The organism is Paenibacillus profundus, assembly GCF_021369635.1.
GTDB classification, from domain to species: Bacteria; Bacillota; Bacilli; order Paenibacillales; family Paenibacillaceae; genus Paenibacillus_B; species Paenibacillus_B profundus.
On record NZ_JAJNBZ010000004.1, the window covers coordinates 48,866 to 61,952 of the forward strand.

The window sequence follows — 13,087 nt, forward strand, 5'->3', positions numbered from 1 at the left end:
GCGTTAAGGGCAAAGAAAGGTTGATTATTGGTGGAAAACCCAACTAACACATCCAACTTTATTCGTAACATCATCGTAGATGACTTGAAGGAAGGCCGTGTGGACAGCATCGTGACCCGATTTCCGCCGGAGCCGAACGGTTATCTACATATCGGACATGCAAAGTCGATCTGCTTGAACTTCGAACTCGCACGCGAGTTCAAAGGCCGCGCGCATTTGCGTTTTGATGATACGAATCCGTTGAAGGAAGATACGGAGTATGTCGAGTCGATTAAAGAGGACGTGAAATGGCTCGGCTTTGAATGGGACGGACTTTATTTCGCGTCGGATTACTTCGAGGAAATGTATAAGCGTGCGGTGCTGCTCATTAACAAGGGCAAAGCGTACGTCGATGACTTGAGCGCGGACGAGATCCGCCAGACGCGGGGGACGTTGACGGAGCCAGGACAGAACAGCCCGCATCGTGACCGCCCGGTGGAAGAGAATCTGGATTTATTCGAACGTATGCGGGGCGGCGAATTCCAGAACGGGGAAAAGGTGCTGCGCGCCAAAATCGACATGAGCTCGCCGAATATCAACTTGCGCGATCCGGTTATTTATCGTATCGCCCATGCGACGCATCATAATACGGGCGACAAATGGTGCATCTATCCGATGTACGCATTCGCACACCCGATTGAGGACGCAATAGAAGGCATCACGCACTCGATCTGTACGTTGGAATTCGAGGACCAACGCCCGCTGTACGATTGGTTCATCGAACAGTGCGAGATGGAATCGATACCGCATCAATATGAGTTTGCCCGCCTCAATTTGACAAATACGGTGATGAGCAAGCGCAAGCTGAAGCTGTTGGTTGATGAAGGAGCGGTGGACGGCTGGGATGATCCGCGCATGCCGACCATTTCCGGGCTTCGCCGCCGTGGTTATACACCAGAGTCCATTCGTACGTTCTGTCGGGAGATCGGCGTAACGAAGGGGAGTGGCGTTATCGATTCGAAATATTTGGATCATTTCCTTCGTGAAGACTTGAAGCTGAAAGCTCCGCGGACAATGGGCATTCTGAAGCCGCTGAAGGTCGTTATTACGAACTATCCGGAAGGCCAAGTGGAATGGCTGGATGCAGAAATCAATCCGGAGAATCTGGAAATGGGCGTACGCCAAGTTCCGTTCTCCCGCGAAATCTATATCGAGCAAGATGACTTTATGGAAAATCCACCGAACAAGTATTTCCGCTTGTTCCCTGGCAATGAAGTCCGCTTGAAGCACGCCTATTTCATTAAATGCCATGACTTCGTGAAAGACGAGAACGGCAACGTGGTTGAAATTCACTGCACGTATGATCCGGAAACGAAGAGCGGCAGCGGATTTACCGGGCGTAAAGTGAAGGGGACGATTCACTGGGTGGAAGCCTCGCACGCGCTTCCGGCTGAATTCCGTCTGTATGAGCCGCTTATCCTGGATGAAGAGAATGATGAAGATGATTCGTCATCGTTCTTGGATCGCATCAATGCGAATTCGCTCGTGAAGGAACACGGCTTCGTGGAACCGAACATGAAGGATGTAAAGGGACAGGATAAGTTCCAATTTTTCCGACATGGGTATTTCAATGTCGATCCAAAAGGCTCGAGCGAAGATCATATCGTGTTTAACTTAATTGTTTCGTTAAAGAGCTCATTTGAGCTGCCGAAGAAGTAATTACGCCGAATCTTGACGCACGAATAGACCGGAATGAGCAGGCTGCGTGAGAGATCGGCAGAGATTGCCGTACAGGCTGGGAGGTCAAGAAGCATGAACGGGAAAGTCATTTTACTGACATCGGATTCGATTGGGGCGCAGGAGAACGGTCTCGGCGCTACCATTCTGGAAACATTTTTGACGTTGCTAAAGCAGCGGGAGGAGCAACCGGCGGCCATCTTCTGCATGAACCGCGGAGTGTTGGCCCTTACGTCCCGTTCGCTGGCATCGCTGCAGTTCGCGGAATTGGCTCAAGCGGGGGTGCCGGTGCTCGCTTGCAAGACATGTGTCGATCATTATGGCATCGCAGATGAGCTGGCAGCAGGCGAAATATCGAGTATGGGCGCATTTGTCGATTTGGCTTCGCAGTACGAAGTCGTCACATTGGGATAGCAGAGCAGTTGAACAACTGAACAGCTATATTAGTGTATACGGAAGACCGAGTTCTCTTTGAGGGCTTGGTCTTCTTCTATTTTTTCCGTTCAAAAGAAATATATAGAGAATCAAGGTTCCTTCTATCAACATCTTATTCGTTCTCGCTCCATGCGAAAAAGCCCTGACCCTTACGGAAAACCTCCGTGGGGGCAAGGGCCGTGACAGGCTGGCGCTGCAGTTACTCCAGCAGCTTCCGCTTCAACTCTTCTATATCCGTTTCGGTTAAGCCGAGGGCATCCTCTAGGTACGGGTGGATGCCGCCGTATGCTTGTTCCATTTCCTCGAACGCGGCGGTCAAGTACTCTGGACGAGCTTCCATGACGGCTTGCAGCACGTCAGGGTTCACGAGCCCGAGCCTATCCGCTATCCTGGCTTCCGTCTTCAGACGCAAGTTAAAGACATTCAAGTACCTATTCGTCAGCATATAGTCGTGCATGACCGTCTCCTTCGGGACACCGATCGCGATGAGAATGAGTGCAGATATGAGACCGGTGCGGTCTTTGCCGGCTGTACAGTGGAAGAGAAGCGGCGTGCCGTCCTCGCGAAGCAGCAGCTCGAAGACGCTGCGGATGCCGGCTGTGGAATGAACGAGCGAACGGTTCAGGTCGACGAGCAGCTGCCCCGGCTCGCCCGTATTAAAGGCGGACGGCTGTCGGATGACATCCCGCGATTGGCGAATGGCAGTTGACCCTGACAACTGCACGAGCGGGACGTGATTGCTGTTCACTGCCTGCAGGGGCGGAGAAGGCATGGAGGCTACTTCATCGCTGTCGCGGAAATCGCACAGGGCGCGCAGATGGAGTGAATCGAGGTAGGACACATCGTCCGCTGTCAATTCAGATAGCTCTGCGGCCCGGTACAGCCGGCCCCAGCGCACTCTTCGTCCGTCGCTGGCAGCATAGCCTCCCAGATCGCGAAAGTTGGAACCGCCTGCAAGCGGCAGCACGCGTTCACCTACGGTCAACACCGCATAACCGCTCTGCACCACGTGAACGTAGCAACGGCGTCCGGGCGTTGGATCGCCGAACTCCAGAGCTGTTCCCTCGGTGCCGGTGGTGCTGGTGATGAAGGTAGCCTGCGCCCGATCCCAGTCGGGTGAAGGGCTGTTGTACACTTCATACTCGGCACCAGGCCTGCCGCATGATAAGTGCAAGCTTAGCTTGCCTGGTGCGCTTCCGCGCGTCAGCTCGGCTTGAAGGGCTGGTGCAGTGGAGCGGGTAGACGGTGTCATCGATTCGGATGTGGACATATCGCATCACCTCTATCTATGATGTTAGGTCTCCGTGCGGGCACGGGACGGAAGACAGTGTTGCTGCTTCCATCATACAACATATCAGACGCTCCGAGCGAACGAGCAGCTCTACCGTACACCCCCAAGCCGTTTACAAGGGGGTGGTCGCAGCCGTTAGAGGGTAGATAAGTCAATGGCCGTGGAGATGGAGGATGCAGCAATCTCCTCCGCAGTCACCTCGCGACCGAGCGTGCTCGACATATAGATGCCTTCACTGATAAGCATGGTGTTCAGCGCCAATTCAGCTGTTGGCAGAAGCGGCACAAGTCCGTTCAACGCAGCTGCCCAGTGACCTTGCGAAGAGTCGTATGCCCATTCATTCGGGTTGAGCAAATGATTGCGGCTGTCCATGGCATCGAGATCGATCGTCGCGTTCAAGTCTAAATCAGCTACTGTGCTGTGATAAGAGAACGAATGCGCTCCCTGGCTCGTGCGGTAAGGCATGCGGATACCGCCTTCGGATCCGACGATGCTGCTGCCTTCGAAGCTGCTAAGGTATATCGCCCATGCTTCTACGATATCGAGCGTCACGCCGCCTTCGAATTTGACGAAGCCAAGACCAAGCTCTTCCACGTCGAACTTGCTCTGCTCACGGCGGTCCTGGAGCATTTCCATTTCTTGATACGTCTGCCCGCTGATGCGCGCCACCTTCGGCAGGCCAAGCAGGTATAGCAGTTGGGAAATGTGGTATACGCCCATGTCATATAGCGCTCCGCCTGAAGCGGTCGCTTTCTGTGTGAAGGCCATCGAGCCGTATCCGTCGACGAATGGGCGGCCGCGGCGGCGGAAGCCTGTGGAGCGGGCGTGATACAGCTTGCCAAGCTTCCCGGCGTCGATTAATGCTTTAGCTGCTTTCGTCTCTTTGGAATAAAGCGTCCCCAATTGGATGTGCAGCATGCGGCCGGTTGCTGCGGCGGCTTCTACCATTGCTGCGCCGTCCCGGTAGGAGCCGGCAATCGGCTTCTCGCAGTAGACGTGCTTGCCGGCTTCCAATGCGGCTATCGTAACTGGAGCATGGAAGTTGTTGTGCAAGCATACATCGACAGCCTCGATGTCATCTCGTTGCAGTAGCTTGCGGAAGTCGGTATACACATGGGGCACCCTGTATTGCTCGGCGACGCGCGTTGCTTCTCCTTTATTCACATCGCATACCGCGATAACGTCGACACCTCCGACATGCGCATACTCACTTGCATGGTGCTTTCCAATCTGACCGACACCAATGATGGCGATACGTCTTCGTTCCATTTATTTTCCTCCTGCTATCACTATCTCTTCTCTATCCGCTCCTCCTTAAATTCGGGTTCTTGCAACCTTTTCGATGCTGAATAGGTCTTTTTGAACACGCGCTATAAAAACATTCAGTCTGAAATATGTTCTGAACTGCTGCTGCTCTCGTTCCGGCACGCGGCCACATGATGACGCAGCTTGTTCAATGCGTCGCCTACTGCGTTCAATTGGTCATTGTCCGCATTGTACTCAATGGCCCAATATCCATCGTATCCGGCTTGGATCAAGCTGGATACACGCTCCACGGCGTTATCTGCCTCAACTAAGCGGTGATCGACATGGGTATGGCGGACCCAACGGCTAACTTGTCGATCTCCTTCCTTCGCTAAGAGCGCGGCATCTTCCGCTGTAGCTTTACGGTGGCCGAATGGAACGCCTGTCGCCTGCCAGCGTCCGAGATGAAGCAGAATGCCGTAATGCGGGTGGTCGACTGCTTCGGAGATGCGAACGAGAGATTCCGGGAACAATGCGAGCCCGGTATGATTTTCGGGGCCTACCCAGTAACCGCCGTCAGCGGCCCGATCAGCATATTCACGGTAACGTGCGACAATGTATTCCAAAGCTTCGTCGCTTAGCTGACCGTCACCGTGCAGCACCGCATCCAAGCGCACCGATTTCGCCTCTAGTATTTCAGCGGCCCGCAGATAGGAGAGCGCATTCTGATGGAGCGCCTCCCGTACCTCCGGATCAGCGTCCCATAGATGTGCGCTATCTACAGCAATGTTCACCAGGGTCATTTCTCGCTCCTTCAAAGCGTCGCGGATGCGCCGCAGTTGGTCGTCGTCAGCGACTTTCCAGAGCGGGCGCGAGCTGTCAGCGAAGAAGGCGTTCCAGAAATCAATGGCGTGGAGCTGATAACGTGCATGCACCGTGTCAATATAAGAGAAAATATCCATTTTCCCTTCCACGCGCATGTTATTGAACGAAAATCCACCTATAGATAATTTCATGCTTCTCCTCCTTTGCACAGCAACGGTTTCCCTACGAGCGTAGCAGATTATGGAATCTTGAACAATCCCTTCCTTGTGCTGTAATAGTACTGTTTAAATACCAAGCTTACCCTGCTGCTGCTTCTTGCGCCGGATCCCGAACTTTTCTGCGATGTCACTATAATCTCTATAAAAATAATTATGCATGTAAAAACGAAAAAAACCGCAGATTATCTCTGCGGCCTCCAGACAGGTAAATTAAAGAACACGCTTGGCACCGACATAGGTGCGGCTTGACCAAGAGGATGACAGGCTCGACACAATAACGCGGTGAGCATTGCCTGATGAAGCATTCAAATACTGGTTGTTGCCGATGTAGATGCCAACATGCGTTATGGATTTTCCTCCGTCCGCAAAGAAGAGCAAATCTCCAGGCTGCGGGTTGCTTACGGACGTGCCGGTGGCACGGTACATGTCGCGGGAAGTGCGCGGCAGGGATATTCCATGCTTGCTATATACATAATTAACATATCCGGAGCAATCGAAGCCGCTCGGCGAAGTGCCGCCCCATACGTAGGGCACCCCGACGTAACTATGGGCCGTGTTCAGGATGCGATCCGTCAGGGCGCCTGTTTTTGGCTCAGCTGCCTTAGACACTTCTGGGGCATGGCGCTCAATGCTTGGAATGGTCTTTAAGTATTGAGGATTCCATGTAAATTCTAAATTGTATTGCTCCATTAAAAAGCGCAGCGGGAGATATGTATTGTTTTTGTACGCCCATGGCTCGCTTCCCATATCAACGGTTTGGCCATCAACTTCGGCTTTCGGACTGTCGGTGCGGAACCGTATGGTCTTGTCGCCGTTGGAAAATTCAATCTCAACAATATCTTCATCAACAGTCGTCCAATTTATCGTATACCCCATTCGATCGGCAAAGCCGCGCAGCGGGACGTAAAGGTTCTCATCTTCATCAAGAATTGGAATAATATCAGTAAATTGTAATGCTTCTCCGTTCACGTTAATCGTCACTTGCTTTGCTTCGGCAGCATGTACCGTCGCTCCAAGAGCGCCGTCTGCCCACAGCATGCAACCGAATACTGCGCCTGCCACTAGGACAGTGCGTAAGGCGGTTTTCACTGCATCTCCTCCTTGAATGTAAAAAATGTAAGTTGATTACTAATTAATCGACAAAACTAGACTAGCATAGTTGTTGAAAAGTTGACAATAGTCTGGGAGAATCATTATTACAAAAATGTAACTATTGTTCGAACTTCCTTAGCAGTGCTGATTTTAAGCGGAATCTTTGCTAACGTAACCACAGAACTGATATTGGAAATGAAAGGAATAATGATGAAAAGAGAGAAAATTGTCGAAAAAAGTACTGGAAATTCGCCCGTAAACCTTACTATGTCAGTAGTTGCAAACAAACTGGCCGAGGATGAAAAGGAGACTTTGCTTATGCATGTATTTGTGAAAAGACAGAAACCGTATCAGCAAGTTGGGTGCGCCCATTCGCGCAACGTCTTAATTGAACATGGAGGCGGGGGTGAAGGTCATGAAGCTGGATTCAGTGCTTTGGAACTATGGCTGCTCGGGCTCGCTTCCAGTGTGGGAACCTCGATGGAGGACTATGCTAATGAGAAGGAATGGAATATTACCTCTCTGCAGATTGAGGTCGAAGACGAGGTGAACGAGGAGGGTTACATTATGGATTTGAAGTTCTATATTACGGCTGAAGGACTGACTGCTGCCCAGAGAGGTGAAATGTTCGGTGCCGTCCGGCAAGAGTGCAAGCTGCTGCATACAGTGAACCCTAATGTAGAGCTCTACTTCGCTGACAGGCTGGTGAAAGACGAAATCGGGCCTGCAGATTAGGTGGATACGGTTGTTTCAATACGTAAAATTATGGATCTAACACTTGCAATATAATACAATTAGGTCAAGTTCAAGAAGGGAACTTGAACAGCCTCAAGCTGACTGCTTGGTGAACATCAGGCAAGTATATTGCATGTGGGAACGAACCATTTGTGTTGAAGGAGACCGGGGTGGATGAGGACGATATTGGTAGCGGATGATGACGATCATATTCTCGAGCTTATCGGATTGTACTTGCGTAACGAAGGGTTCCGGGTGCTTGAAGCAAGGGACGGATTGGAAGCCATTCAACTAATGGAAGTGAATCGAGTGGACTTGGTTATTTTGGACATTATGATGCCGTGTATGGATGGGTGGGAACTGTGCAGCAAGCTGCGGCGCGGCTATCCTGATTTGCCCTTGCTTATGGTGACCGCGAAGGGGGAGCCGGGGCAGAAGATCAAAGGGTTTCAGCTTGGTACTGACGATTACATAACGAAGCCGTTCGATCCGATGGAGCTCGTCATGCGAGTGAAAGCGTTGCTTCGACGTTATCGGATCGTATATTCACAAGTTGTCCAGCTTGGCCAGCTGCGATTGGATCGCAGCAGTTATAAAGTGATTAAGCCGGAAGACGATTCATCTATGACATTGCCGTTGAAAGAGTTCGAGCTGCTATTTAAGCTCGCAAGCTGCCCAGGACAAATCTTGACGCGCGAGCAGCTGATTCAAGAAATATGGGGAATCGATTACGTAGGGGACGATCGCACGGTAGACGTACATATTAAGCGCCTTCGCGAACGTTTTTCCAGTTATACGGACATATTCAACATCGTTACAGCCCGCAGTCTCGGCTACCGCTTAGAGGTATACCATGATTAAGACGCTGTATGTCCGGGTCGTGCTCACTTTTATGCTAGCATTAATTGTAGGGGTTTTCGCTGCGTTTTCTGTATCTGGGATGTTGTTTCAAAAAGAGATGGAGGAGGTTGCGTTTCAGGATTTATCGAAATTGGGACAAGATCTGGTTCGACTTCGTGCAGGTATGCCGTTGTCTCAATTTGAACAATATTTACTCTCCATGCACTCTTTAGATACGTATCAAATGCAAATCTTCGACAGTCGAGGCCGGACTTTGCTGGAGCGAGGCATTGATGGACGCCAGATGCTCCATGTTGAAGCGGACAGGGTTAAACGAGTGTTGACGGGCGAACAAGTACGCATCATTGCGGATAATGACGATAGCGGTCCGATTATTGGACTCCCTATCGATATTGACGGAGAACGGCAGGCGCTTTTTTTGCAGTTGTCCTTCGGCGGCTCAAACGTCATCGGGCGCTTCATTATTATGGTGCTTATCGTCGTGCTGGCAGTGGGGAGCCTGTGCTTCCTCGTGGCTGCGCGTTATATCGTCCTTCCGGTGAAGAAGATGACCGTGGCTACAAGGAGAATGGCAAAGGGTGATTTTACGACTGAATTGCGCATGAAGAGAAAGGATGAGATCGGAGAATTGGCGGCCAGCTTCAATTATATGGCCAAAGAGTTGAATCAGGTGGAGAAAATGAGGCAAGATTTCGTCTCGAATGTCTCGCATGAGATTCAATCCCCATTGACGTCGATATTCGGCTTCGCCAAGGCGCTTAAAAATAACGTTGTCCCCGAACCGCAGCGTGAACGGTACCTGCAGATCATCATGACGGAAAGCGAACGCTTGTCCCGTGTGAGCGACAATCTGCTGCAGCTCGCTTCCTTGGAATCAGAGCATCATCCTGTAAATATGAGGGCCTATTCGTTAGACGAGCAGATACGTAAAGTCATTGTTGCTTGTGAACCGCAGTGGCAAGCCAAATCATTGCAGATGGACCTGCAGTTGGAGGCAGTCACGATTATCGCGGATGAAGACATGCTAAGTCTCGTCTGGATGAATCTGATTGGCAACAGCATGAAATTCACTCCGGATAACGGAACGATCACAATCGTGTTGTCCCGCCAGTCAAAAGGAATCGAAGTTGTCATTTCCGATAATGGTATCGGCATACCTGAAGAGGATTTGAACCGGGTGTTCGATCGGTTCTATAAGGCGGATCGATCACGACGGCGTGACGGGAACGGAAGCGGTCTCGGCTTGGCGATTGTGAACAAGGTCATGTCTCTGCATAACGGGACGGTTGCGCTGGCAAGCGTGAGCGGTCAAGGAACGAAGGTGACGGTGACACTGCCGTTAATAAAAGGATAATTCGCCAATAGTGTCTCTTGCCTTGCTATTTATTCAAAGTAAAAAGGTAATGTATGTTTTCCACGACCATAACCGGGTTCGCTGCGGTTATGGTTTTTTTTGTCCCTTAATTTTCCTTTGTTCATGCTCCGTTCATATTTCATTGTTACGTTGTGTTCTAAGCCGGTGCATTGGAACATGGAGCCGTAAAGGAGGAGACAAGGAGGAAACTATGAATTCGTTGATTCGATTTTCAATGAAAAATGTGGCTGCGGTTCTTATTATCGTAGCGTTGCTGTTCGGGGGAGGAGTGTATGCATCCACGGGCTTGAAGATAGATAATATGCCCGACATTTCGTTCCCGCTAGTCTTAGTGACTGCAAGCTATCCGGCGCCTCCACAGGACGTAATGGAAGAGGTGACGAAGCCGCTAGAGAAAAAAATATCCGGCATGGAGCGCTTAAAGTCAATTTCCTCGACGTCCAGCGACCAAATATCTTCGATCCTCGTGACGTTTGAGGAAGGTGTGGACCCAGAGCGGAAGAAGTCGGATATCGAGAGCTTGATTCAAGAAGTTTCACTCCCGTCTGGAATGGAACGGCCTCATGTATCTACGCTCGGAGTAGCATCGATCCCTTCCTATTATTTGGCGGCATATGCGGATGAAGGCATGACGCAGTCCGAACTGGAGCAGCATTTCGAGAAGACGATCAAGCCGGGATTTCAAGCGTTAAGGGGCTTGGATCATATGGATATTATCGGCGCGAGCAGTACAACACTCAACATCCGTTTGTCGCCGGAGAGGCTCCGTACTTACGGACTTGCGCCGGCACATGTGTCGGAAGCGCTGCGCAGCGCCCTTGCATTCGGACCTGCGGGAACGGTGGAGATTGACGGGAACACACTCCTTGCCCGTATGGATAACGGACTCCGCAGCGTGAAGCAGCTGGAGGGAATCTCATTGCAGACTGCCCTTGGAGGGACTGTGCATCTTGCTGAACTAGGGCAGATCGCAGAGATTACCGAGTCCAAATTCATGGCTAGATTAGACGACCAACCGGCCATCGGCATCTTGCTGTACAAGGCGAGCGGATCGAATGCCGTTGAGTTTTCCAATGGGGCCGACCGGCTGATGGAGCAGTGGAAGTCATCGCTCTCCGGCGTAACCTTTAAAAAGGTTTACAATTACGCGGACCAGGTGAAAGAATCCATTGGCGGGCTTGTGCGCGAAGGGCTTATCGGCGCCTTGCTGGCGTCGGTTATGATTCTTGTCTTTTTGAAAAATATGCGGATGACGCTGATCGTGCTCGTGTCCATTCCTCTGTCTGTGCTTATCGCTCTGCTGCTTATGAAATGGATGGACATATCGCTTAATATTATGACGCTAGGCGGCATGTTTATAGCGGTTGGCCGCGTCGTCGACGACAGCATCGTCGTCATTGAAAATATATATTCCAAGCTCCAGCGGGCTACTGAGAAGAATGAGTCGGTCATCGCCTTGGCGACCAAGGAAGTGGCGAATGCCATCACGTCATCCACGTTGACGACAGTGGGCGTATTTGCGCCAATCGGCATGATTAGCGGACCGGCCGGTCAATTGTTCCGTCCCTTCGCCATTACGCTGGCCTGCGCCTTGATGGCATCGCTGCTGGTTGCCTTGACCGTTATCCCGATGCTTGCCAAGCTGATCGTGCTGAAGCAGGCTGAAGTCAAGGGGCACGACGAGTCCAAGCCATCGGCTCTTGCGTCCGGCTACCGACGATTGCTGGAGTGGTCTTTGGCTCACCGCTTGAAGACCCTGCTTATATCGGGTCTGCTGTTCATCGTCACGATGGTGGCCGTCGTGCCGCAGCTTTCCTTTACATTTATGCCGGAAGGCAATCCGCCGCGGCAGTTCTTCTTCACGGTAAAGCTCCCCTATGAGAGCTCCTTGAAGACGACGGATTTCATCTTGAAGGAAATGGAATCGGAGCTGCGTGCGGCCCGGGATGGGCAGGACCGCCCTCTGTTCACTTTCATTGAGACGCTGGTTGGCTATGGTGGAGATCCGAACCCACTCCCATATATGGCACAAGTGTATACGGAAGTGATTGAAGAGGCTGACGTTGGGCAGGTGAAACGGGAGTATAAAGCGAAGCTGGCTGCGCTGCTGCCGGCTGGATCGGAATTGGATACGCGCACCTTGTCTGGCGAAGCCGGATCGGCGCCGGATTTCACCTACGTGCTGTACGGAGAAGATGCTGCTCAGCTTGAGCGGGCTGCCGCCGTCATCAAGCAGGAAATGAAGCAGTTCCCTGAATTGTCCGAAATTAAGGATTCCTTGAGTGAAGCTGCATCGGAAGTTGTTATCGATGTCGATCCACGGAAAGCGAATCAATTCGGCCTTACCCCTGCCGTCGTACAGAACACGCTGCAAACGTGGTTGTTCCAAGACAAGATTGGCGAGTACCGGTATGAGGAAGGGCTGCTTCCTACTGTAGTGGAAACCGAGGGTGGGGGACGGAACGGCTTGCAGTCTGTCGGCCTTATCCAATTGAAGACACCGACTCAAGACACGATAGCGATCGCTGATATCGCGGATATCAAACGGGTGCAAGCGCCTGCTTCCATTAAGCGGGACAATCAAAAACAGGTCATCAACATAACCGCGAAGATCATGGGTCAAAACAAAGGCGGCATTAGCGCGCAGGTTGCGGCCGGGCTGGATCTCGTTGAGCTGCCCGAAGGCATCAGCCGTTCTGTGTCGGGCGTAAGTGAGGACATAGGCGAGAGTTTCAGTCAGCTGTTTGTAGCGATGGCTGCAGCGGTATTTGTTGTTTATTTGATTATGGTACTGGCATTCGGTAATGCGAGCGCGCCATTTGCCATATTGTTCTCCTTGCCGTTCGCGGCTATCGGCGGCGTGCTTGGGCTGTTTGTAACCAATGAATCGATCAATATTACATCGCTTATCGGCTTTATGATGCTTATCGGCATCGTGGTGACGAACGCCATCGTGTATATCGACAAGGCGCAACAGCTGCGCGAAGCGGGCTTGGATGTGCGCCCAGCTTTAGTCGAAGCGGGTCTCTCCCGTCTGCGTCCTATTATTATGACAGCGGGAGCCACGATTATGGCTTTGCTGCCGCTTGCTTTCGGATTCGGGCACGGGACGCTGATTTCACGGGGCTTGGCGGTCGTCGTTATCGGGGGACTGACGGTTTCTACACTCTTAACGTTGGTCGTCGTTCCGATTATATACGATATCATTGCACGGCTGCAGCGAGGCGGCAAGCGAACTTCCGGACAACAGGGGAACGATGCAGCGCCGCATGCCGCAGGAAAGGGGATATAATG

General features: G+C 51.7%; 10 protein-coding genes. 6 read left to right on the forward strand and 4 right to left on the reverse strand.

The genetic code is table 11. From position 1 onward, the window contains the following. Positions 1-30: 30 nt before the first annotated feature. On the forward strand, positions 31-1,698 hold the full coding sequence (locus LQV63_RS07565; RefSeq protein ID WP_233696248.1) for a glutamine--tRNA ligase/YqeY domain fusion protein: 1,668 nt from the start codon (positions 31-33) through the stop codon (positions 1,696-1,698). 93 nt (positions 1,699-1,791) lie between these two features. Then, on the forward strand, positions 1,792-2,130 hold the full coding sequence (locus LQV63_RS07570; protein WP_019420977.1) for a DsrE family protein: 339 nt from the start codon (positions 1,792-1,794) through the stop codon (positions 2,128-2,130). A 220-nt stretch (positions 2,131-2,350) separates the two neighbouring features. Here LQV63_RS07570 and LQV63_RS07575 read toward each other — a convergent pair whose 3' ends face one another. The 4 genes from LQV63_RS07575 to LQV63_RS07590 all read right to left on the reverse strand — a co-directional run bounded on the left by LQV63_RS07575 (position 2,351) and on the right by LQV63_RS07590 (position 6,819). Further along, positions 2,351-3,421: a tyrosine-protein phosphatase gene (locus LQV63_RS07575; protein WP_233696249.1), complete on the reverse strand. Its 1,071-nt coding sequence runs from the start codon at positions 3,419-3,421 to the stop codon at positions 2,351-2,353. Positions 3,422-3,577: 156 nt separating this feature from the next. Then, positions 3,578-4,711 (reverse strand): Gfo/Idh/MocA family protein, encoded by a 1,134-nt coding sequence (locus tag LQV63_RS07580; protein ID WP_233696250.1) that lies wholly within the window; start codon positions 4,709-4,711, stop codon positions 3,578-3,580. A 113-nt stretch (positions 4,712-4,824) separates the two neighbouring features. Next, positions 4,825-5,703, reverse strand: coding sequence for a sugar phosphate isomerase/epimerase family protein (locus LQV63_RS07585; protein ID WP_019420974.1), 879 nt, complete (start codon positions 5,701-5,703; stop codon positions 4,825-4,827). 237 nt (positions 5,704-5,940) lie between these two features. Beyond that, entirely contained in the window at positions 5,941-6,819 is an 879-nt protein-coding gene (locus LQV63_RS07590) for a C40 family peptidase (protein WP_233696251.1), read from the reverse strand. Positions 6,820-7,140: 321 nt separating this feature from the next. Between LQV63_RS07590 and LQV63_RS07595 the strand changes: the two genes are divergently transcribed. The 4 genes from LQV63_RS07595 (at position 7,141) to LQV63_RS07610 (ending at position 13,085) form a co-directional block, all read left to right on the forward strand. After that, the gene (locus tag LQV63_RS07595) at positions 7,141-7,557 is read left to right on the forward strand and encodes an OsmC family protein (RefSeq protein WP_019420972.1); all 417 of its coding nucleotides are present in this window, start codon (positions 7,141-7,143) and stop codon (positions 7,555-7,557) included. A 174-nt stretch (positions 7,558-7,731) separates the two neighbouring features. Further along, complete coding sequence (locus tag LQV63_RS07600) at positions 7,732-8,418, forward strand: response regulator transcription factor (protein WP_019420971.1); 687 nt, start codon at positions 7,732-7,734, stop codon at positions 8,416-8,418. Then, the gene (locus LQV63_RS07605; protein WP_233696252.1) at positions 8,411-9,772 is read left to right on the forward strand and encodes a sensor histidine kinase; all 1,362 of its coding nucleotides are present in this window, start codon (positions 8,411-8,413) and stop codon (positions 9,770-9,772) included. Before LQV63_RS07600 ends, LQV63_RS07605 begins: the two co-directional genes overlap by 8 nt. A gap of 211 nt (positions 9,773-9,983) precedes the next feature. Next, positions 9,984-13,085: an efflux RND transporter permease subunit gene (locus tag LQV63_RS07610; RefSeq protein ID WP_233696253.1), complete on the forward strand. Its 3,102-nt coding sequence runs from the start codon at positions 9,984-9,986 to the stop codon at positions 13,083-13,085. Positions 13,086-13,087: the final 2 nt, after the last annotated feature.